This is a genomic window from Microvirga lenta (assembly GCF_020532555.1).
GTDB lineage: Bacteria > Pseudomonadota > Alphaproteobacteria > Rhizobiales > Beijerinckiaceae > Microvirga > Microvirga lenta.
This window is the reverse complement of sequence record NZ_JAJBBR010000004.1, coordinates 428,805-452,057: the sequence shown is the minus strand read 5'-3', so window position 1 is coordinate 452,057 and position 23,253 is coordinate 428,805. Positions and strand designations below refer to the sequence as shown.

General features: G+C 65.4%; 15 protein-coding genes. All 15 read left to right on the top strand.

The window, feature by feature from the left end; translation table 11 throughout:
- Nucleotides 1–52: 52 nt before the first annotated feature.
- The 15 genes from bcsA (at nucleotide 53) to LGR44_RS07755 (ending at nucleotide 23,253) form a co-directional block, all read left to right on the top strand.
- On the top strand, nucleotides 53–2,236 hold the full coding sequence (gene bcsA, locus LGR44_RS07825) for a UDP-forming cellulose synthase catalytic subunit (protein ID WP_226739040.1): 2,184 nt from the start codon (nucleotides 53–55) through the stop codon (nucleotides 2,234–2,236).
- Between the two features lie 8 nt (nucleotides 2,237–2,244).
- Nucleotides 2,245–4,878: a cellulose biosynthesis cyclic di-GMP-binding regulatory protein BcsB gene (locus LGR44_RS07820; RefSeq protein ID WP_226739038.1), complete on the top strand. Its 2,634-nt coding sequence runs from the start codon at nucleotides 2,245–2,247 to the stop codon at nucleotides 4,876–4,878.
- Nucleotides 4,875–5,969: a glycosyl hydrolase family 8 gene (locus tag LGR44_RS07815; RefSeq protein ID WP_226739036.1), complete on the top strand. Its 1,095-nt coding sequence runs from the start codon at nucleotides 4,875–4,877 to the stop codon at nucleotides 5,967–5,969. The genes LGR44_RS07820 and LGR44_RS07815 overlap by 4 nt, the downstream gene beginning before the upstream one ends.
- Complete coding sequence (locus LGR44_RS07810; protein ID WP_226739034.1) at nucleotides 5,960–8,086, top strand: hypothetical protein; 2,127 nt, start codon at nucleotides 5,960–5,962, stop codon at nucleotides 8,084–8,086. Before LGR44_RS07815 ends, LGR44_RS07810 begins: the two co-directional genes overlap by 10 nt.
- Before the next feature lie 112 nt (nucleotides 8,087–8,198).
- Nucleotides 8,199–8,705 carry a chemotaxis protein CheW gene (locus LGR44_RS07805; protein WP_226739032.1) on the top strand — a complete coding sequence of 169 codons (507 nt, stop codon included), beginning with the start codon at nucleotides 8,199–8,201 and terminating at the stop codon, nucleotides 8,703–8,705.
- The gene (locus LGR44_RS07800) at nucleotides 8,705–10,159 is read left to right on the top strand and encodes a CheR family methyltransferase (protein ID WP_226739030.1); all 1,455 of its coding nucleotides are present in this window, start codon (nucleotides 8,705–8,707) and stop codon (nucleotides 10,157–10,159) included. Before LGR44_RS07805 ends, LGR44_RS07800 begins: the two co-directional genes overlap by 1 nt.
- Before the next feature lies 1 nt (nucleotide 10,160).
- On the top strand, nucleotides 10,161–10,760 hold the full coding sequence (locus LGR44_RS07795; protein ID WP_226739028.1) for a chemotaxis protein CheW: 600 nt from the start codon (nucleotides 10,161–10,163) through the stop codon (nucleotides 10,758–10,760).
- Between the two features lies 1 nt (nucleotide 10,761).
- Complete coding sequence (locus tag LGR44_RS07790) at nucleotides 10,762–12,438, top strand: methyl-accepting chemotaxis protein (RefSeq protein WP_226739026.1); 1,677 nt, start codon at nucleotides 10,762–10,764, stop codon at nucleotides 12,436–12,438.
- Nucleotides 12,439–12,465: 27 nt separating this feature from the next.
- Nucleotides 12,466–14,730, top strand: a complete 2,265-nt coding sequence (locus tag LGR44_RS07785) for a hybrid sensor histidine kinase/response regulator (RefSeq protein ID WP_226739024.1) — start codon at nucleotides 12,466–12,468, stop codon at nucleotides 14,728–14,730.
- Between the two features lie 29 nt (nucleotides 14,731–14,759).
- Nucleotides 14,760–15,803, top strand: a complete 1,044-nt coding sequence (gene cheB / locus LGR44_RS07780) for a chemotaxis-specific protein-glutamate methyltransferase CheB (RefSeq protein WP_226739261.1) — start codon at nucleotides 14,760–14,762, stop codon at nucleotides 15,801–15,803.
- Entirely contained in the window at nucleotides 15,800–17,524 is a 1,725-nt protein-coding gene (locus LGR44_RS07775) for a response regulator (RefSeq protein WP_226739022.1), read from the top strand. Before cheB ends, LGR44_RS07775 begins: the two co-directional genes overlap by 4 nt.
- Nucleotides 17,521–19,434, top strand: coding sequence for a response regulator (locus LGR44_RS07770; protein WP_226739020.1), 1,914 nt, complete (start codon nucleotides 17,521–17,523; stop codon nucleotides 19,432–19,434). Before LGR44_RS07775 ends, LGR44_RS07770 begins: the two co-directional genes overlap by 4 nt.
- 235 nt (nucleotides 19,435–19,669) lie before the next feature.
- Nucleotides 19,670–21,271, top strand: a complete 1,602-nt coding sequence (locus LGR44_RS07765) for an ABC transporter substrate-binding protein (RefSeq protein ID WP_226739018.1) — start codon at nucleotides 19,670–19,672, stop codon at nucleotides 21,269–21,271.
- A 63-nt stretch (nucleotides 21,272–21,334) separates the two neighbouring features.
- Nucleotides 21,335–22,345: an ABC transporter permease subunit gene (locus LGR44_RS07760; RefSeq protein WP_226739016.1), complete on the top strand. Its 1,011-nt coding sequence runs from the start codon at nucleotides 21,335–21,337 to the stop codon at nucleotides 22,343–22,345.
- Nucleotides 22,342–23,253, top strand: coding sequence for an ABC transporter permease subunit (locus LGR44_RS07755; RefSeq protein WP_226739014.1), 912 nt, complete (start codon nucleotides 22,342–22,344; stop codon nucleotides 23,251–23,253). Before LGR44_RS07760 ends, LGR44_RS07755 begins: the two co-directional genes overlap by 4 nt.

Here is a 23,253-nt window from a genome sequence, read left to right as displayed (position 1 = left end):
GCTCTATGCCTACCGCATGCCTTAGAGAAACATCAACCGAGAACCTGGACTGATGCAAAAGGGTCTTATCTTGGCCTTTTGGGCCGTGGCGGCCGCGCTTATTTTCTTGCTCGTCGCCCTTCCCATCAGCCTCCAGACACATCTCATTGCCGGCCTCGTGGTCGTTGCCAGCATGATCGTGTTGAAGTTCTTCCGGGCTCAGGGCGTCTGGCGCCTCATCGCGCTGGCCCTCGGTACGGCGATCGTCCTGCGCTATGTCTTCTGGCGCACCACCAGCACCCTGCCGCCGATCACCGAGTTCACGAACTACATTCCGGCCTTCCTGCTCTACATGGCCGAAATGTACAGCGTGATGATGCTGTTCCTCAGCCTGTTCGTGGTCTCCAGCCCCCTGGGCTCACGGACGGCACCGCCTCTCGACCGGGACAACCTGCCGACCGTCGACGTCTTCGTTCCGAGCTACAACGAGAGCGCCCATCTCCTGGCCACGACCCTGTCGGCCGCGAAGGGCATGGCCTATCCCCCGGACAAGCTGACCGTGTGGCTCCTGGACGATGGCGGCACCGACGAGAAATGCGAATCGCCGAATCCGGCCCTTGCCAGGGAGGCACGGGAGAGGCGCGCCGAGCTCCAGGCCCTCTGCGCGTCGCTGGGGGTCAATTATCTCACCCGTGCCAGAAACGAGCATGCGAAGGCAGGCAACCTCAATAACGGGCTCGAGAATTCCACCGGCGACCTGGTCGCCGTCTTCGATGCCGACCATGCTCCCGCCCGAAGCTTCCTAGAGGAGACGGTCGGGTATTTCAGCACCGAGAAGGACCTCTTTCTGGTCCAGACCCCCCACTTCTTCATCAATCCTGACCCTCTCGAGCGGAATCTGGGCACCTTTCAGACGATGCCGTCCGAGAACGAGATGTTCTACGGCGTGATCCAACGGGGCCTGGACAAGTGGAACGCCTCCTTCTTCTGCGGATCCGCCGCCATTCTCAAGCGTGAAGCCCTGCAGGAGACCGACGGCTTCAGCGGCCTCAGCATCACGGAGGACTGCGAAACCGCGCTCGAACTCCATTCGCGGGGCTGGCGAAGCATCTATGTGGACAAGCCGCTGATCGCCGGCCTGCAGCCGGAGAGCTTCGCGAGCTTCATCGGCCAGCGGTCCCGATGGGCCCAGGGGATGGTGCAGATCCTGCGCTACCGGTTCCCGCCCCTGAAGCGCGGCCTGAGGATCTCGCAGCGCCTCTGCTACATGTCGAGCTCGTTCTTCTGGCTCTTTCCCTTCACCCGGTTCTGCTTCCTGGTCTCTCCCCTCTGCTACCTGTTCTTTTCGCTCGAGATCTTCATGGCCTCGGGGGGCGAGTTCCTGGCCTACACGTCCACCTACATGATGGTGAACTTCATGATGCAGAACTATCTCTATGGCCGCTACCGCTGGCCATGGATTTCAGATCTGTACGAGTACATCCAGACCTTCTACCTGCTGCCGGCCCTCCTGTCCGTGATCGCCAATCCCCGCAAGCCCACCTTCAAGGTGACGGCGAAGACGGAGGTCATGAACCAGAACCGCGTGTCCGAACTGGGGGCGCCCTACTTCATCGTCTTCGGAATCCTGCTGCTCGGCGTGGTCGCGACCGTCGTGCGGATCTGGGCCGAGCCCTACAAGGCTGATGTCACGCTCGTGACCGGAGCCTGGAACTTCCTGAATCTGATCATCGCCGGCTGCGCCCTCGGGGTCGTGTCGGAACGCGCCACCCGGCGCCAGAGCCACCGCGTCGTCGTCGATCGCCCCTGCCAGTTCGTGATGGGCGACAAGATCGTCGAGGGCATCGTCAGGGACGTGTCGGTCGGAGGAGCGAGCCTGCGCCTCTCGCAATCCGCCCTTCCGGGCCTCAAGCGCGGCGCCTTCGGCACGCTTGAATTCACGCCGCTCTCCGACCTGCCGATCAACCAGCTTCCGATGGAAGTCCGCAAGATGACCATCGACGAGAAGGGAATTCTCATCGGCTGCCGTTTCCTCACCGAAACGCCGGAGCATCACCGGCTCATCGCGGACCTGGCCTTCGCCAATGCGGATCAGTGGAGCCATTTCCAGAAGCGCCGGCATCAGGATATCGGCATCCTCCGCGGTACGCTCTGGTTCCTCACGGTGTCGATCTATCAGACCGGCAGAGGGCTCGCCTATCTCTCCGGGTTGCAGCGCTTCGGCGCTTCGATCCCGCCCGTTCCGGCGGTCAAGTAGGCTCCGCCATGCGTGCGCACCTCATCCCCCTCCTGGCGATGTTCGGCCTCTTGGGAGCCGGACCGGCCTTCGCACAGGCAGCCCCCTTCACGATGTCGCCCACCCGGCCGGGGGCACCGCCCGTGTCGTCTCCCGCCGCACCGGCCACGCCGCCACGGGAGGAAGTCCCCGCCGCAGCGCCGTTCAGCATGCAGCCGGGGGGCGTCGCGCCGGCCCGTCCGCCCGTTCCGCGACCGGCTGCGCCGGCTCCGAGCGCGCCCGCGGCTCCGTTCGACATCGCGCCTCAGGATACGCGCCAATCTCCTCCGCCCCAGGCCGGGAGACCGGCGCCGCCGGCCGTCCGTCCTCAGGGAGCAGTCCAGACGGCGCCGGCAACCACGCAGGCATCCGCTCCGCGCAACACGGCCCGCCTCGAGCGCCCCCTCCTGCCTTTCGAGATGATCCGTCTCGACGGGGAGAACGACAGCAGGAGCTGGGCCTTTCATCTCACGCCGGATGAGGCCGCGAGCCGCGCGAGCATCGCCATCGCCTATCAGAATGCCGTCGTGGTGATGCCCGAGGCCTCGCGCCTCAGGGCGATCATCAATGGGGAAGCGGTCGTCAACGTTCCGATCTCCTCCTCGCAGGGATTCCAGCAGATCGTTCTGCCCATCCGCCCCGGTCTCCTTCGCGGCGGCCAGAATATCATTCGGCTGGAAGCGCTCCAGCGTCATCGGACGGACTGCACCGTCCGGGCCACCTACGAGCTCTGGACCGACATCAGCGCCGAAGCCACCAAGCTCATCTTCGAAGGTTCGTCCAAGACGCTCCGCAGCCTGGAAGATCTGCCTGCGGTCGGAATCGACCAGAAGGGCGTGACGACGATCCGTGTGGTCGCCCCCAAGATCTACCGGCCCGAGATCCGCGACCGGCTCCTTCGCCTGGTTCAGATGGTCGCCCTGCGCGGGCGCTACGCCCATCCGGTCATCCAGGTATTCGAAGCCGATCCGGGCCCATCCCCTGTCGGAACGATCAAGGTCGTCATGGGAACGGCGGGCGAGCTGCGGAGCCTCGTTGCCGCGCTGCCGGAAGCAGCGGCAGTGCAGCCCCTCGCGATCATGATGCAGGACGGCACATCCTCCATGCCGTCCCTCGTCGTCACGGGCCCGACCTGGAACGACCTCGACACCGCGATCAACATCGTCGGAGGAGCGGCCTTCAACGGACGCGTCCTGGACCGCACCACGATCGATACCGCGAGCTGGCACTGGCCGGAGGTGCCGACCACGTTGGGCCGGCGCTCCATCCGCTTCGCGGATATGGGCATCCCCACCCAGGAGTTTTCGGGGCGGCGGTTCCGGGCGCGCTTCGCGATCAATCTCCCGTCGGACTTCTACGCGACGGATTACGGGGAAGCCACCCTGTCCCTCGATGCCGCCCATACATCGATGGTCAAGCCCGGCAGTCACTTCGACATCTACGTGAACGGCAAGATCGCCTCGACCATGACGATCACCTCGCGCGGAAGCGTCTTCCGGCGGCAGGAGATCAGGGTCCCGATGCGGAATTTCGAGGCGGGCATCAACCACCTCTCGCTGGAAGCCGTGCTCCTGACGGATGCGGATGAGCGCTGCGCTCCCGGCGAAACCCTGTCGGAGATGAACCGGTTCGTTCTCTTCGACAGCACGTCGCTCAACATCCCCAATTTCGGCAGGATCGGACGCGAGCCCGATCTCGCAGCGCTCAGCTCCGGCGGTTTTCCCTATGGGGATTTCCCGGCCACCTTCGTGCTGGCGCGTCCCGATCCCCTCACCTATTCGGCCTCGGGCACGCTCCTCGCCCGCATGGCGCGGGATTCGGGCGCTCCCGTACGTGCGCAGTTCGCCAATGCCGCGTCGCTCAGCGACCGGTCCGTGGTCTTCGTCGGCGCCATCGATCAGCTTCCCGCGGGCCTTCTCGACCGGGTCAACGTGTCGGAAAATCTGAGGATGATCTGGCAGTCGACTCCCTCGCCGGGTCGGCTGGCGCCGTCCGGCGCCGCGGAGGGCCGCAGCGAGAGCCAGGGTCTGCAGGTTGCAAGCACCCAATATGACCCCACCATGAGCCGGATGGTGCTCGATCAGTCCGACATGAACTCCACGGACGAAGTCCGCAGGCGTTGGTCGGAAAGCATCCAGCGGCGCGGCATCATTCAGCAGACCATCGCCTCGTTCAAAGACTGGATGGAGCGGACCTTCAACCTGTCCCTCGCCTCGCTGAGCCTGGAAGACAAGGGCAGCCTCGCCTACGAGCCGCCTCAGCGCTCCACCCTGCTGCTGGCGCAGAACCGGACGGAGGGAGCAGGCACCTGGACCCTGGTGACGGCTCGAACGGAGGAATCCCTCGCGCAGGAAACGGCGCGGCTCGCGGCTCCGATGCTCTGGTCCCAGGTGGCTGGCCGCGCCGCGGCCCTCGAGCCGAGCGAGGAGAAGCTCGCGGTCCAGCCGATCGACGATTTCATCTTCGTTCAGACGCTGCCTCTCTCGTTCTGGAACCTGAGGCTCGTCGCGGCGAACTGGATGTCCATCAACATCCTTCAATACGCTCTTCTCATGGTGGCATGCTGCACCCTCCTGGGAGCGGCGACCTATGTGCTCCTGAGCCGGCTCGGACGCCGCTCATGATGAGTCTCCTTCATGCTTCGTTTCGCCGTCTTCGGTTCGCCTCCGCGTTTCTCGTTCTGGCCGCGGCCATGCAGCCGCTGCACGGTGCAACCATCGAGCAGTTGAGGATGACGGGAACGGTCTCCTCCTCCGACTGGGAGGCTTATCGCTCCCGTTTCGTCGAGGACAACGGACGCGTCGTCGACAACGCGAACGGCAACATCAGTCACAGCGAGGGACAGGGCTACGGCCTGCTCCTCGCCTACGCCGCCGGGGACAGGCGAACGTTCGAGAAGATCTGGACCTTCACCCTGACCGAGTTCCTGATCCGTGACGACGGCCTCTCCGTCTGGAAATGGGATCCTTCGGCACGGCCCCGGGTGTCGGACCCGAACAATGCCACGGACGGCGATATTCTGATCGCCTACGCTCTTGCCAAGGCGGGGGTGCTTTGGAACGAGCCGCGCTACACGGCAGCCGCGCAGAAGCTCGCCAAGGCCATCGGGAAGAACGCCTTCCTTCGCACCGGCGGATCGACCCTTCTCCTCCCGGCGTCCAGCGGCTTCGGCGAGGATGACAGGACCGACGGACCTGTGATCAACCTGTCCTACTGGATCTTCGAAGCCTTTCCGACCCTGGCCGCTCTCGCGCCGGAATACGACTGGGCCGGCGTTGCCCGAAGCGGCCTTTCGCTGCTCCGTCAGGCGACGTCCGGCAGGACGAATCTCCCGGCCGACTGGATTTCGGTGCGCAACAGGCTGCAAACCCAGCCCGCAGAGGGCTTTCCGCCGGAGTTTGGTTACAACTCGTTAAGGATACCGCTTTACCTGTTGAGGGCGGGAATGACGAATGTGGAGTGGCTCAGAACTCTCAATCAGCGCTGGTCGGCGAACAATGAAGGTGTGGCCGTCGTCAATGTCCTGACGGGTGCCGTCAGGGAAAGATTGACGGACCAAGGCTATGTCGCCCTGTCCGCGGTCCTGTCCTGTGCGCTCGACGGAACGCCCGTTCCGCAAGCGCTCAAGGAGTTCAAACCACAGCTCTACTACCCGTCGACCCTGTACCTGTTGTCGATGTCGCTGATTGGTGAAAAGTATCCGCAATGCCTTTAGCTCGTGGTGCCATAGCGATTGCGGTCGTCGGCCTCGGCTTCGCGGCCTTCGCTCAGCAGTTCGGCGACGGCAATGCTCAGGCGCCCAATCCGGCAGCACCTGCCCCGGCAAGCAGCTCTCCAGGTTCTCCTCCTGCAGGTTCCACGCCGCAGGTCGATGAATCCGCGCTCCGCTATTTCGCATCGCAGGGCGATACGCGCCGGGTCGATGCGGAGATCGCCCGTCTCCGCGCGCTCTACCCCAATTGGACGCCCCCCGGCGATCTCTCGCAGCTTTCCGCAGGACCTGTCGTTCCCAAGGATCCCCTGCTGGATCAGCTGTGGAACCTCTATACGGAGGGCCGCCTTGCCGAGATGCGGGCCGCCATTGCCGAGCGCCAGGGCTCGGATCCGCAATGGAAGCCGCCGCAGGACTTGCTGACGGCCCTCGAAACCGCGGAATCGCGCCGACGCCTGATCAATGCGTCCGACAGCGAGCAGTGGCGGACCGTCCTGAGCGTCGCGACCGATGCCCCGAGCCTGCTGACCTGCGCCAATGTCGATATCCTCTGGCGTGTCGCCGAGGCCTTCGCCAAGACCGACCAGCCGGGCCGGACGAAGGACGTCTACACCTACCTGCTCACCAACTGCACCGATCCTGCCGAGCGCCTCGGCACGCTCCAGAAGGCCCTGGAACTCCTCCCCGAGGAGCAGGTGACGGATCTTCTGCGGTTCGAGCGGGCGGGCACGGACGATTTCGGCGCCGTTCGCGACGAGCTCGCCCGCCGCCGGGTCGAGCGCGCCTCGGCCGACAGCAAACAGACTGCCACCGCGGAGGACCTCGCGGTCGTTGCGCGGCTCGCCGAGAATGAGAGCGGGGCGGGAAATGCGCTTCTGCTCGGGTGGTACAACTATCACCACGACAATCCCGCGAAGGCCCTCGACTGGTTCAAGACCGCCCTCGACCGCAATGGCGGCCCCAAGGCGGCGGAGGGCTATGCCATGTCCCTCCGCGCCCTCAACCGGCTCACGGAGGCCGAGGCCTTCGCCTATGAGTGGCGGGACAAGTCCGCCGACACCATGAAGGCCTATCTCAATATCGCGACGGCGCTTTTGAGCCAGGATCCTCCGCCGCGTCTCGATCCTCCCGTCGTCACGCGAATCGTGCCCGTGGTCACCCAGCAGCGCCATGCCGACGGGGCTCAGGCCCTGGGCTGGTACTCGTACAATACCGGACAGATCCCGACGGCCCGGCAATGGTTCAGGACCGCCCTGGGCTGGAACGCCGATGACGAGGCCTCGGCCTATGGCCTGGCTCTCGCCACTCAGCGGCTGAGGGACCGTGCAGGCTTCAATGCCATCGTTTCCCGGTGGCGCGGCCGCTCCCAACGCATCGCCGATCTTGCCGCAGGCCGGAACCCGGGACGGGCGGCGGCGGTCCCGCAGCCCATCGTTCCGCCCCCGCCCGAGACGGCGCCGGAGGCCGTGGTTCGGTCCGTGGAGCAGGTGTCCGTAGGGGCATCACGCGCAGCTCCCGTCGTAAGCCGGGCGGCACCCGCCGTCGTTTACGAGACGGTATCGCGACCAAGCGCCCCCGTTCAGGTCAGGACCGGCGCGAGGCGCAACTGCGCCGTCACGCGCAGCCCCGGCAACCTGTCCGCCGATGCCGCGCTGAGCCTCGGCTGGTGCCTCATGGAGATCAACCGCCCCCTCGAAGCGGTTGCCGCCTTCGATCAGGCCCTTCGGAACGGCGGCGCCCGCACCCGGGAAGAGGCGGCTTATGGCAAGACCCTCGCCTATCTGCGCAAGGACCTGACCTCCCACGCCGCCATCGCGGCAGCCGCCGCCCCGCAGACGACGGAGCGGCGGGTTGAGCTCCAAGCGACGATCCTGGCTCAACGGGCCGTCGCCGCCTACCGGGACGGACGCTACGTGGAGGCCATCCTGTCCCTCGACGAGCGGGGGCGGATCGTTGCCGAGCAGAACGACCTGATGCTGATCAAGGGGTGGTCCTATCTCAAGCTTGGCCGTTATCGGGACGCCGAGCAGATCTTTCGCGCGGTCCAGCGTACCGGCTTCTCCGAGGAGGCGAATGTCGGGCTCAACGCCGTCCAGGACGCTCTGCGCCCCCCTCGCTGACCCGACGGCCGGGATCCGCCTTGCCGGACATTGCAGGCCGCGCGTCGGCGCCCAATATATCGCCGCACGAGGCGCAAGCCCTCCCCCCGCCGAACCGATCAGAACGTGAGCAATGGCGAGCCTGCAGGTCATACTCTTCGATGTGAGCGGCATCGCCTGCGCCCTGCGCAGGCATTCCGTCAAGGAACTTCTGCCGCTGCCGCGCCTCTGGCATCCGCCTGGCCTGCCCCGGCCCGTGGCCGGCTTCTTCAACCTGAGCGGCGCGGCGGTTCCGGTCGTCCGGCTGGACGTTCTCTTCGGTCTTCAGAGGCGCGAGGGAGCCACCGAGGCGGATCTCTATCGTCACCTCATCCTGATCGACAAGGTGACTGATTCGGGCCCCGCGGCGTTTCTCGTCGATCGGGTCCTCGACGTCACCGATGTCGGCGAAGCTCAGCTCTCCCCCGTCAGGCCGGAGAACAGCCTGAATGGCTGCGTCGAGGCCGAGATCGACCGGAACGGCCGCCTGGTCCACCTTCTGTCGCTGGAGCGCGTCCTCTTCGCCGAGGAGAAGCAGGTTCTGGACGAACTGGGCCGGAATGCGCAATCCCGGTTGAACGAGTGGACGGTTCCGGCCTGATGGCCGCGCGACCGGCCCCCGGCCTTCCCCTCGATGCAAGCTTCCCCAGGCTGAAAAGCCTCGTCATCGAGCGCACGGGCCATTTCTACTACCAGGACAAGGACGACCTCCTCTGGGAGAGGGTGCGCCGCCGCCTTCAGGCGACCGGCCTGCGCGATTGCTCGCAATACCTGGACCTGCTCCGCAATCCGGCGTCCGGACCGGTGGAATGGGCGCGCCTGGAGACCGAGATCACCATCGGCGAGACGTTCTTCTTCCGCTACGCGGAGCAGTTCGCGGCCCTGCGCAGGACGATTCTGCCCGAGATCGTTGAGCGAAAGCGCCCCGAGCGGCGCCTGCGCATCTGGAGCGCCGGCTGCGCAACCGGCGCGGAGCCCTATTCGCTCGCGATCCTCGTCAGGCAGCTTCTGGGCGGTGAGCTGGAAAACTGGCGCATCGGCATCGTCGGAACGGACATCAACGAGAACTTTCTCGCGACCGCCCGGCAGGCGAGGTTCGGCAAATGGGCCCTCCGCTCGATCCCGCCGGAGGAACGAGCCGAGTATTTCCTGCCCATGGAACGCGAGCAGTGGCAGCTCAAGCCGGAATTCCGGTCCCTCGTGCGCTTCGAAAAGCACAACCTGCTCAGCCTTCTGGACGGCACATCCCCCCTCCAATTCACCGAATTCGACCTGATTCTGTGCCGCAACGTCCTCATCTACTTTCACCCCGAGACCGTGAACCAGGTCGTTGGCGCCCTGCGCAACTGCCTTCTGGACGACGGCTGGATGCTCGTGGGGCACGCGGAGCCCAATCCGTCATTTTCGGCGATGATGCAGGCCGTGAGCCTGCCGGGAACGGTGGCCTACCGCCGCCGCTCCGGGGAATACCAGGCCCCCGACGCACCGCCGGAGGCGCCGACGCAGGAGCCGTCCGTCTGGCTTCCGAAGCTGCCGCCGCCGTCCTCCCCACCCCGTCCGCCGGACCGGGGAACCAGGAGTTCCGGCCCCTCCCCCACCAAAGCCGTAGGGGCCAAGGCTCCGGCCCGCCCGGCTCAGCCCGCGGGGGACATCCTGGCCGCGGTCAGGGCCAAGGCCAATGCCGGAGAGCTTGCGGCGGCCGATGCCCTGGCCCGGAAGGCCCTGGTCGACGAGCCCCTGAGCGTCGCCCTCCACTTTTACCAAGGATTGATTTCTCAGGCCATGAAACGCCCGGCCGAGGCCGAGAAGGCCTTCCGTCGCTGCATCTATCTGGATAAGAGCTTTGCCATGGCTCATTACCACCTCGGACTCTTGCTCCTGGCGGACGGGCGCTCCGGACCCGGACGGCGTGCCATGGCGAACGCGGCCCTCATTGCGGGCACCCTGCCCGACGACCATGCCATCACCGAAGGGGACGGCTTGACGGCCAAGGACCTGCGCAACCTCATCCGGGTCCATCTCCAGGCGGTCACACTGGCCGAGCGGAGGAGCTGACATGGCAAAATCCCTGCGCCGCAAGCTCAGGCAGCTCGACCGGACAAGGCTCCTGTCCGCCGAAGAGAGGACACGCTTCATTCTCGACGAGAGGACCGAACGCCTCGCCAGCAGACCCGGCGACCGCACGGAGCCTGTCGCGGATGTGACCCGTGTCCTGATCTGCGGCGCCGGACACGAACATTATGGCATTCCGCTCGACAGGATCGCCGAAATCCTTCCCTTCCGGCCTCCCATGCCGGTCCCGGGCGGCCCTGCGGCCCTCATGGGGGTGCTCGGCCGCGGCGGTCATCTGGTGAGCGTGATCGACCTTGGCGCCGCCCTCGGACAGGGCCCCTCGGACACGGATGGAGCGAACCGCCACCTGGTGCTGCTCCGCCGGGAGCAGCCGCGAGTCGCCCTTTGCGTCGATCGCGCTCACGAGGTTGCGGACGTCACCCGTCTCGCATCCGAGACGACCGGCGATTTCCGGAAGGATGCCGTCATGGGCTATGCCAAGGCGGCATCCGGCTTTGCAGATCAGGAGCGAGTCCTATCTCTGCTCGACGTCGACCGCCTTCTTCACCCCTTCCTGTCCTCTTCCCCTGCCCCTGGAGTTTAATGTGACGGTCTCGATCGCGAATCGCATTCTTCTCGGCTTCGCCGTCATCGTTGCCCTCATGGTCGGGCTCGGTCTCTACACGATTTCCCAGCTCGAGGATGTTCGCCGGACCACGGAAACGATCGTCTCGCGCGATCTCTCCACGATGCGGCAGATCGATATGGTCGGCGAGCAGCAGAACCGAATGCGCGCCGTGCGGGAGGAGGTGCTGTCGCGCTATCTTCTTCGCGCGCTCGGCCAGCAGCAGGCGAATGTCGAGGAACTGATTGCGGAGTGGGGACGGCTGGCCGCTTCGACGGAGGCGGCTCTGGCGCAGGCCATTGCCGCGACCAACAGCTTTGCGGTTCGTTCGGTGACCAACGAACGGGCGGACGCCTGGCGGCGGACGGCGGAGCTTCTCAATTCCGCCAACAGCGAGTTGAACCGGATCCGATCCGCCACCGAACAGCAGTTTACGGCGCTCCAGAACAGCGATTTCGCCGCAGCCCAGGCGACCCAGAACGCCCTGAACACCAGCCGCAGCGCCTGGAACAGGACTCTCGAGGAAACACGTGACCTGGTCAACCAGGCCATCGCGGTCGGGCAGCAGCGCGTCGGAGAGGTTTACGAGCAGAGCCGGCTTTCGATTGCGCTCGCCCTTGCAGGCGTCGCTCTGCTGAGCGTCCTCATCACCTATGCCCTGCGCTCTTCGATTTCCAATCCCCTCAACGCCTTCATGGCTTTCGTGGAGCGGGTCGGACGAGGAGACCTGGCAGGTCAGACCGCCATGACCGGCAACGACGAGATCGGACGCCTCGGCGGAACCCTGAACAGCATGGTCGAGGGCCTGCGCCAGCTGGCGCGCCAGAGCCGCGAGGCCACGGAAAACCTCAATGCCGCCGCGGCGGAGATCCGCGCCTCGACCCAGGAGCAGGCTGCGAGCGTCGAGGAGCAGCTCGCCGCCGTCCAGGAGACGGCCGCCACCGTCGACGAGATCACCCATGCGGGCGCCCAGATCGGCAAGCGGGCGCAGGAGGTCATCGCCTCGGCCCAAGCGACGGCTCAGACCAGCCTTTCCGGCCTGCAGGCGGTCGACGAGACGGCGCGCGCGATGGATGCCATCCGCGAGCAGGCGGAGACCGTCGCGGAGAACATCGTCGCCCTCAGCGAGAAGACGCAGGCGGTCGGCGAGATCATCGCCACGGTCAACGACATCTCCGAACGCACCCATCTTCTGGCCCTCAACGCGGCCATCGAAGCCGCAGCGGCGGGCGAGAACGGCCGCAGCTTCGCCGTCGTCGCGTCCGAGATGAAGGTTCTCGCGGATCAGGCCAAGGATGCCACCACCCAGGTGCGGTCGATCCTCGGCGACATCCAGCGCGGCATCAATTCGTCCGTCATGCTGACGGAGGAGGCCGTGAAGCGCGTTTCGGCCGGCAAGGAGCGTACGGACACGACGCAGCAGACGATCACCGAGATTTCCACCCGCGTTCAGGAGAGCGTTCAGACCTTCCAGCAGATCGTGGCCTCCACGAACCAGCAGCAGCTCGGCATCGAGCAGGTCATGGGCGCCCTTCAGAACATCCGTCAGGCGAGCCAGCAGACGGCGGCGGGAACGCGCCAGCTCGATATGGCTGCGGCCAACCTCTCGGATCTTTCGCAGCAGCTGCTCGGGCTCGTCGAACGCTATCGGTTGTGATCGCGCAGGACCGGAGAACCGCGTATCGTGACGGATATCCGCAAACAGCTGCTGGCAGCCTTCGAGGTCGAGCATCGGGAGCATCTTCATGCGATCCGGTCGGCCCTCGACGGCGCGGACCGAAGCACGATCGACATGGCGGACGTGTTCCGCCGCGCCCACAGCCTCAAGGGGGCGGCCCGCGCCGTCGACCTGCCGGCGGTGGAGGAGGTGGCCCATCACCTGGAGGCCCTCTTCTCGCGGATCCTGGAGGGCCGGCAGGAGCTGGACAAGCCTACGATCGCGGCCGTCCGCCTGAGCCTCGACACCATCGAGGATCTCGTCGCCGAATCCTCCGGACCGGCCGGTTCCGCGTCGGCGGAGGCGGCCTTGCAGGCGCTGAAGTCGACTTCGCCCGGGGAGCGGCCTGCAGCACCTCCTCCCCAGAAGGCGGAGGAGCGGAAGGACCATCCGCCGAAGCCTGACGCAACCCCGCCCGCAGATGCGGGTGCCGGCACTTATCTCCGCATTGCCGCCGAACAGATGGAGCAGCTGTCGAGCTCCATGCACGCCCTCATGGCGGAGCTGCAGGACGACGAGGCGTTCGACGACACTCTGCGGCAGATCGAGGTCGAGGTGCGCGGTCTCCGGCGCGGCTGGGACGCGCTTCATGCTCAACTCGTCTCAAGTGCGCCTGCGGGAAAGGGATCCGCAGCAGAGCGCACCGGGCGGACGACGGGTGCCGCAACGCCTCGCCTGCGGGATTTCGACCAGGATCTGAAAGCTCTGTTCCGCAAGCTCTCGGCCCTTGCCCGGAGCCGGAAGCAATCCTCCTGGTCCATCGATCAGGCCGCACGCCAGCTCCGGGACGATATCGACCGGATTTCGCTGGTCGCGGCGGAAACGGTCTTCGGCGGCTTCGGCCATATGGTGCGCGGAATCGCCCGGGAGGAAGGTCGCGACGTGCATGTGCGCACCATCGGCCTCGACCTTCAGGTCGACCGCCGGGTCCTGCAGGCGCTGAAGGATCCGATCATGCACCTGTTGCGCAACGCGGTGAGCCACGGCGTGGAGCCGGCGCCGGAACGCGCGGGCAAAGGGAAGCCCGAGAGGGCCGAGATCGTTCTCGAGCTCGCTTCCCGGGGCGGCCGCCTGGCTGTCAGCATCCGGGACGACGGCCGAGGCCCCGATCTCCAGCGGATCGAAAAGGTCGCCATCGAGCGCGGCCTCCTGGCGCCCAGGGCGGAAGATGCGATGCCGCCCATGCTCGACCAACTGCTCTCGCTCGTCTTCACCCCCGGCTTCTCGACCGCTGGCGAGGTCGACCGCCTCTCAGGCCGCGGCATGGGACTCTCCGTGGTGGCCGAGGCGGCCCGCAAACTGCACGGATCGGTTCTGATGCGGCCGCGCTTCCCTTGGGGAACAGAGGTTCTGCTGAATGTCCCTCTCACGGCCGCACGCCAGTCTCTCCTCCTGGTCGAGGCGGAGGATCGCATGTACGGCGTGCCGTCCCATGCCGTCGAACGCCTGCTCCGGCTGCGGGCGGAATCGCTGGAAAGTGTGGAAGGACGCCCGACCATTCGGATCGAGGTAAGGGGGCAGGACGTTGTCATACCTGTTATCGCCCTGGCGGCACTGACAGGATCTCCGAATGCCCAGATTCCCATCGAGGCCGGAAACGTGAAGGCTGTGCTCGTCCGACATGGAGCACGCCATTGCGCCTTCGCGGTCAATGCGTTTCACGACGTCCGCACCATGCTCGTCAACGATGTCGAGGCCATCGGCCTCGACGCGATGGTTTCGGGCACCGTTCTGATGGAAGACGAGATGCCGGCGCTCGTTCTGAATCCCGAACTCCTGATCGACCACTGGGTGCGCAACGAGAGTCGCCTCGCTGCCGGAGGAATGGGACTTTCGGCATGGGCTCCCGACAAGGAGCGACATGCCACGACCGTCCTCGTGGTGGACGATTCGATCACGACCCGCACCCTCGAGAAGAGCATCCTCGAGGCCCAGGGCTATCAGGTTCTTCTCAGCGTCGACGGAATCGACGCGTTGAACGTGCTGCGCTCGGGAGAAACCATGGTGGATCTCGTCGTCGCCGACGTGGAGATGCCGCGCATGGATGGCTTCGGTCTCCTGCAGGCGATCAAGGCCGATGCGCGCATTTCATCGATACCCGTGATCCTGATGACGTCGCGCGCGGATCCTGAGGACGTGCGCAGGGGTCTCGATCTCGGTGCGAGCGCCTATATCACCAAACAGAAGTTCGACCAGCGCGAACTGCTGGCAACGATCGGGCAGTTGCTGTGAGAAGTACGTCGCAAGTCCCTGTCCGCGTGATGGTGGTCGAGGATTCCCTCGTCGTGCGGCAGCTTCTCGTCCACATCATCGCCCGCGATCCGCGCCTGGTCGTGGCCGCAGCGGTCGGCTCCGCGGAGGAGGCGCTGCGCGAGATCGGCCGCGTCCAGCCCGACGTGATCTCCATGGATATCCGTCTGCCCGGCATGGACGGGCTGGAGGCGACGCGCCGGATCATGTCGGACCACCCGACCCCGATCGTCGTGATCGCCGGCAGCGTCGAGGACGAGTCGCTCAAGATCTCCATGAACGCGCTTCGCGCCGGAGCCCTCACGGTCGTGGAGAAGCCCGTCGGCCTGACCAGTGCAGGCTTCGACGGCATTGCCGAAACCATCTGCACCCAGCTCTACATCATGAGCCAGGTTCCGGTCGTCAGACAGCGTTCCTTCGCCTGGCGTCCGAACGCTCAACCCGCGCCGGTGCAGAAGCGGGACTGGGAAAGATCGCCCCTCCGGCCCTCGATCATGGGAATCGCAGCTTCCACCGGCGGCCCGCCGGCTCTGGCGAAGGTCTTGGGCGCCTTCCCGGCCGATTTTCCCATTCCGATCCTGCTCGTCCAGCACATGGGGGCGCCCTTCATGGAGGGCTTCGCCTCCTGGCTCAACGGGCTCATGCCGCTCGAGGTCCGCGTGGCGCGCGACCAGGAAATCCCCGCCCCGGGCAAGGTCTACGTCGCGCCCGGCGACCGCCACCTTCTGCTGTCTCCGGCAGGAACCCTGCAGATCAGCGCCTCTCCCGCGCTGGCCAGCCAGAGACCGTCTGCAACGCTGCTGTTCCAATCCATGGCCAAGACGGTAGGATCGAGAGGCCTGGGCGTCATCCTGACGGGGATGGGCGAGGACGGAGCACAGGGCATCCTCGAACTGCGCCAAGCGGGAGGATACACGGTGGCAGAGGACGAAAGCACGGCGGTCGTCTACGGAATGCCGGCCGCCGCCGTTCGCATGGGCGGCGTCAGCGCCAGCCTGCCCCTGGACCTGATCGGGCCGAGGCTCCTGCGCCTGACCCGAGGAGATGGCGAATGAGCGTGGGACCTGGGACGCAGGCAGCCCACATTCTCCTGGTGGAGGATTCCGAGACGCAGGCCCTTCAGCTCCGGTACGTCCTGGAAACCAACGGCTTCAGGGTCAGCTGGCAGGCGACCGCGGAGGCTGCCCTCGACGGCCTGAACGAGAAGCTCCCGGATCTCGTCATTGCCGATTATCACCTGCCGGGCATGAACGGCGATGAGCTGACGCGCCAGATGCGCCTGAACGTGCGCACGCGGGCCATCCCGGTCATCATGCTCACGGAAGCGCGGGAGCGCACCGTCGAGCGGCAGGGCCTGGAGAGCGGGGCGGACGCCTACATCTCCAAGTCCGCCGAGCAAGAACTCATCATCCTGAGGATCCGCGCCCTGCTCCGCCGGCGCTCCGTTCCCGTCGCGGAGGCCCAGGAAGGGCACGAGGCGCCGAGCTTCAGCACGTTCCGCAGGGCCTGCATCCTCATCGTCGACGACAGCCCCACCCGACAGGCCTACCTGCAGGACCTTCTCTCCCGCGAGGGCTATGCCGTCACCCTGGCCCGGGAGCCGGCCGAGGCTCTCCGGCAGATCGGCTCTCCGAGCACGGCTTGGGATTGCGTCCTCGTCAACATCCTCAGCCCGACCTTCGACGGATTGGATCTCTGCCGGCAGCTCAACGCCTATCGCGGACTTGCTCCCCTTCCGGGCATGGAGGTATCGAGCTTCTCCATCGTCGGGCTAGGCAACGACGACGGCGGAGACATGCTGTCCAAGGCCTTTGCCGCAGGTGCCGACGACATCGTGCCCACGAGCGCCGATGCCGATGTCATGCGGATCCGGATCCGTGCCCTGGTCCGCCGCAAGCTGCTGCAGGACGAGAACTGGCGCATCGAGGCGGAGCTGCGCGAGCGCGAGCTCGCCTTCGAGCGCGCAAGGGCGGAAGCCGCCTCGGCCGAAGCCCTGGCCAGGGCCAATCGGGAGCTGGAGGAGGCGAACCACCGCCTGAAGGACACGCAGTCCAAGCTCGTCCAGGCCGCCAAGATGGCCTCCCTCGGCGAGCTCGTCGCAGGCATCGCCCATGAGATCAACAATCCCCTCGCGTTCATCCTGGCACACCAGGGCACCGTCGAACGCGTGCTCGCCGACGTCGCGACGCGGCTTCCTCCGGAGGCGGGGCTGGAGCGGCCCATCAACAAGTGCATCGAACGGGTCGGGGCCATGAAGCTGGGCCTGGGGCGGATCCAGGAGCTGGTTCTCAACCTGCGGCGCTTCTCCCGGCTCGACGAGGGCGATTTCCAGACCGTGAATGTTCGGGAGTCGATCGAAACCGTCGTGGCGCTCCTCGGCCACAAGCTCGGCACGCGCATCGACGTCCGCCGGCACTACAATGCCGTGCCGGACCTCTACTGCTCGCCCGCCCTCCTGAACCAGGTGGTCATGAACATCATCGGCAATGCCGCGGACGCGATCAGCGGAACCGGCGCCATCGATATTGAAACATCGAGCGACGACACAAGCTATACCATCAGGATCAGCGACACGGGCCCGGGGATACCGCCGGAGCTGCGCGAGCGCATCTTCGAGCCCTTCTTCACGACGAAGCCTGTCGGGGCCGGAACTGGACTTGGCCTTGCAATCGCCTATAGCGTAGTTCAGGCCCACAAGGGCACGATCACCGTGGATTCCAGCCCCTCGGGAGGCACGAGCTTCATCATCACGATCCCAAGGCAGAGCATCGCATGACGCTGTCGAGCGACAACCCTACAAGGAACGGCACGATCCTGGTCGTCGACGACGAGCCGGACATCCTTGTCGCGCTCGAGGATCTTTTCGAGAACGACTACCGGGTCCTTTCGACCACGTCGCCCCTGAAGGCGCTCGACATCATCGAGCACGAGCCCGACATCGCGATCATCATCTCCGATCAGCGCATGCCGGAAATGCCGGGCGACGAATTCCTGGCGCGGGCGCGCCACCGGAGCGATGCCGAAGCAATCCTCCTGACCGGCTATGCCGACCTCAAGGCCGTGATCGGCGCCGTGAACAAGGGCCGGATCATGGCCTATGTTCCCAAGCCCTGGGATCCCGCGGCCCTCTCCAGCATGGTGGCATCGGCCTATGAACGGCGCCTGCTGGCCCGCGAACTCGAAACGGAACGCGCCCTTCTGCGCGGCCTGATGGAGAGCACCGGGGACCAGATCTCCTTCAAGGATCTCGAAGGCCGCTTCGTGCGCCTCAACACCAGCAAGGCCAAAAGCCTCGATCTTCCGCCGGAAGCCTGCGTCGGCCGCAAGGAGAGCGAGCTTGCCTCGCCCGAGCAGGCACAGTCGGCGGAAGAGGCCGAGAGGAAGGCGATCGTTGCGCGCCAGCCGAGCGAGCGCACGGAGGAGCGCCACGGCCCTGACGGCACATCGCAGTGGTTTCTGGTCAACCACATCCCGATCCTCAACGAGGCGGGATCCGTCACGAATGTCGCCACCATCGAACGGGACATCACCGAACGGAAGGTCATGGAGCTCCGCCTGCGGCAGGCCGACAAGATGCAGGCCCTTGGGACCCTGGCCGGCGGGGTCGCGCACGATTTCAACAACCTGCTGATGGCGGTCCTGGGCAGCCTCGACCTCGCCTCCCGGCGGGCGCCGGACGATCCGCGCCTGACGAGGCTTCTCCAGAACGCGACATACGCGGCGGAGCGCGGCGCATCCCTGACCCAGCGGCTCCTGAGCTTCAGCCGGCAACGGGACCTCAGGCTGCAGACGGTGGACGTCAATCAGGTCATCTGCGGCATGAACGACCTCCTGACCCGCACCCTCGGGGGGGTCATCCGGATCGAGCGGGATCTGGCGGAGCATCTGTGGATGGCCATGGTCGACCCGGATCAGCTCGAACTGGCCGTTCTCAATCTGTGCATCAATGCCCGCGACGCCATGGCGGAGAACGGCGTCCTGACGCTGTCGACCCGGAACGAAACGGTCGAGGAAGGACGTGTCACGGATCTGGGTCGCGGCGACTACGTGGTGATCTCGGTTGCCGACACGGGAGCCGGAATGCCGCCGGAGATCCTGAGCCGCGTCCTCGAGCCGTTCTTCACCACGAAGGAGGTCGGCAAGGGCACGGGTCTCGGCCTGTCGATGGTGTACGGGCTTGCCCAGCAATCCGGCGGCACGGTCGCCATCACCAGCACGGTCGGCGTCGGCACGACGGTCGAGCTCTACCTGTCCCGTGCCGCCGTCGACAGGTCCCGGGCGGATCAGGAGGAGACGTCGGACCTGGCTCCCATGGCCAAGGTGCGCATTCTGCTGGTCGACGACGACGCGGAGGTCCGGTCCGTCACGGCAGCCTATCTCGGCGAGATGGGACACCGGGTGGTCGAGGCCGCGGACGGTGCATCCGCTCTCGACATTCTCAAGACGGACAGTCAGCTCGACCTCCTGATCGCCGACTTCGCCATGCCCGGCATGACCGGCCTCGACTTGGCCGACAGGGCACGCAAGCTTCAACCGGGTCTCGGAATCCTCCTCGTGACCGGATATGCCGACCCCGAACGGGTGCCCGGGACATATCCGGTGCTGCACAAGCCCTTCAACCGCTCGGAACTCGGCGCGAAGGTGACGGAAGCGATCCGCAGAACCGAGAGTGCCGATCTGGGCTAGGAAATGCGGGGAAGCTTACCTTTCGGCAGGTTGCGCATCCGGCGCAGAATCCCGTCGGACTTGGCCATAATCGCGCAAAATTGAGGCGCCCGATTCCCCTGCGCTTTAGGCACGAAATGGTATATTTTTTCGAAAAATTCTGGAAGGTGTTCGGGACAGATTGACTTTATTGAGGCTTCGCACCTTAACTCCGTCACAGAACGGTCATGAGTGGCCGTCTCAGAGGACCAATGTAATGAAGAAATCAGCTCTCTTCGCAGCGGTTTGCGTTCCGGCCTTCCTGGCCGCCGCTCCGCTTGCGGCCAAAACCCTCGTCTATTGCTCCGAGGGAAGCCCGGAGAACTTCTATCCTGGCGTCAACACCACCGGTACGTCTTTCGACGCCAGCGAGCAGATCTACAACCGCATCGTCGAGTTCGAGCGCGGCGGCACGAAGGTCGTCCCCAGCCTCGCCGAGCGTTGGGAGGTTTCCGAGGACGGCACCGTCTATACTTTCCATCTGCGCAAGAACGCCAAGTGGCACTCCAACAAGAACTTCAAGCCCACGCGCACGGCCAATGCCGATGACGTGGTCTTCATGTTCGAGCGCCAGTGGAAGGAAGAGAATCCTTACTTCAAGGTGACCAGCCCGAACCACTCCTACTTCAACGACATGGGCATGCCTGCCCTGCTGAAGTCGGTCGAGAAGGTGGACGACTACACCGTCCGCATCACCCTGAACCGTCCGGAAGCGCCGTTCCTCGCCAACCTCGCCATGATGTGGGCGAGCGTCCAGTCGAAGGAATACGCCGATGCGATGCTGAAGGCCGGAACGCCCGAGAAGATCGACCAAGAGCCGATCGGCACCGGTCCGTTCTCCCTCGTCCAGTACCAGAAGGACGCCATCATCCGCTACAAGGCGTTCCCTGAATACTGGAACGGCAAGGCGAAGATCGACGACCTCATCTTCTCGATCACCCCGGATGCCTCCGTGCGCTGGGCGAAGCTCCAGAAGGGCGAATGCCACGTCATGCCGTATCCGAACCCGGCTGACCTCGAGGCGATGAAGAAGGATGCCAACGTCCAGATTCTCGAGCAGCCCGGCCTGAACGTCGGCTACCTCGCCTTCCAGACCACCAAGAAGCCTTTCGACGACGTGCGCGTCCGCAAGGCCGTCAACATGGCCATCAACAAGAAGGCCATCGTCGACGCGGTGTTCCTCGGCAGCGGCGTTCCCGCCAAGAACCCGATCCCGCCGTCCATGTGGTCGTACAACGAGGCCGTGAAGGAATACGAGTACGATCCGGAAGCCGCCAAGAAGCTCCTGGCCGAAGCCGGCTACCCGAACGGCCTCGAGACGGACCTGTGGGCCATGCCGGTCCAGCGTCCGTACAACCCGAATGCGCGCCGCATCGCCGAGCTCATGCAGGCCGACCTCGCCAAGATCGGCGTGAAGGCCGAGATCAAGAGCTTCGAGTGGGGCGAGTATCGCAAGCGGGCCCAGGCCGGCGAGCACCAGATGGCTCAGCTCGGCTGGACGGGCGACAACGGCGATCCGGACAACTTCCTGCACACCCTGCTCGGCTGCGCCTCGGCACAGTCGGCTTCCGGCTCGAACATCGCGAAGTGGTGCCACAAGCCCTTCGACGATCTCGTGACGAAGGCGAAGGTCACGACCGATCAGGCCGAGCGCACCAAGCTCTACGAGCAGGCTCAGGTGATCTTCAAGGATCAGGCTCCCTGGTTCACCGTGGCTCACGCGGTGCAGCTGAAGCCTGTCCGCAAGGAAGTCGTCGACTTCAAGCTCTCCCCCTTCGGTCGCCACACCTTCTACGGCGTGGATATCAAGGGCAAGTAAGCCTCAACACTCAACCTCTGGCGGAGCGGCCTCGGCGCCGCTCCGCCTTTTTACATTGCGACGATGCTCCGCTTCATTCTCACCCGCGTCAGCCTTGTCATCCCGACCTTCCTCGGGATCACGCTGCTCGCCTTCTTTCTCATCCGCCTCGTCCCGGGCGACCCTATCGAAACCCTTGCTGGCGAACGCGGGATCGACCCTGCGCGCCACGAGCAGCTGCGCAAGGAATATGGCTTCGATCAGCCGATCCTCGTCCAGTACGGCATCTATCTTGCCCGTGTGCTCCAAGGGGATCTGGGCAAGTCGATGATCACGCAGGAGCCTGTTCTGAGCGAGTTCTCGGAACTGTTTCCGGCCACCATCGAGCTCGCGGTCTGCGCCATTCTCTTCGCCCTGCTGATCGGCCTCCCCGCCGGAATGCTGGCGGCCATCCGGCGAAATTCCATCTTCGACCACGGCGTGATGGGCATTTCGCTGACCGGATACTCGATGCCGATCTTCTGGTGGGGCCTGATCCTCATCCTGCTGTTCTCGGTCCAGTTCGACCTGACGCCGGTCTCGGGACGCATCGACGTCCTGTACTATATCGAGCCCATCACCGGCTTCCTGCTGATCGATACGCTCTTGTCCGAGGAAGAGGGCGCGTTCTGGTCCGCCGTCCGGCACCTGATCCTGCCGACGATCGTGCTCGGCACCGTTCCCCTGGCCGTGATCGCCCGCATGACCCGCTCGGCCATGCTGGAGGTGCTGGGCGAGGACTACATCCGCACGGCCAAGGCCAAGGGCCTGTCCCGCTTCCGCATCATCGCGCTCCATGCCCTGCGCAACGCCTTGATCCCGGTGGTCACGGTCATCGGCCTGCAGGTCGGCGTGCTCTTCACGGGCGCGATCCTGACCGAGACGATCTTCTCCTGGCCCGGGGTCGGCAAATGGCTCATCGACGCCATCTTCCGGCGCGACTATCCCGTGCTGCAGGGCGGCGCGCTCCTCCTCGGCATTGTCGTGATGAGCGTCAACCTGCTCGTCGATCTCACCTACGGTCTCATCAATCCGCGCATCAGGCACCACCGATGACCGCTGAAACCATGGAAGCTCCCCCGGCCGCCGCACATACGGCCACTCCTCCTCATCCACTGCGCGAGTTCTGGGGCTATTTCAGCGCCAATCACGGCGCCGTGGCCGGACTCGTCATCATCATCGCGGTGGTGCTGGTGGCTCTGCTGGCCGACGTGCTGGCGCCGCATTCGCCCTACGTGACCAATACGACAATCGCGCTCCAGCCGCCTTTCTGGCAGGAGGGCGGCTCCATCGCCTATCCCCTGGGCACCGATCCGATCGGCCGGGACATCCTGTCCCGTCTGATCTACGGCGCCCGCCTGTCCCTGCTCATCGGCATCGTCGTCGTGGCGATCTCCATCGTGATCGGCACCGTGCTCGGTCTCGTGGCCGGCTTCTTCCGGGGCCTGACCGAGATCTTCATCATGCGCCTGATGGACATCATCCTCACCCTGCCGAGCCTCCTCCTCGCCATCGTGATCGTCGCGGTGCTGGGTCCCGGCCTCATGAACTCCATGCTGGCGGTCGCCCTGGTGATTTTGCCGCATTACGTGCGCCTTGCGCGTGCGGCGGTCATCACCGAGACATCCAAGGATTACGTGACGGCGGCCCGTGTGAGCGGCGCCGGCACGGCGCGGCTGATGTTCAGGGAAGTGCTGCCCAACTGCACGGCGCCTCTCATCGTGCAGGCGTCCCTCGGCATCTCGACCGCGATCCTGGACGCCGCAGCCCTGGGCTTCCTCGGCCTCGGCGCTCAGCCGCCCTCGCCCGAATGGGGCACCATGCTGGCGGATGCCCGCGAATTCGTGCTCCGTGCCTGGTGGGTCGTGACCTTCCCGGGTCTTGCGATCCTCATCACGGTGCTTGCCTTCAATCTCCTCGGGGACGGTCTCCGCGACGCCCTCGATCCCAAACTGAAGCGCTAA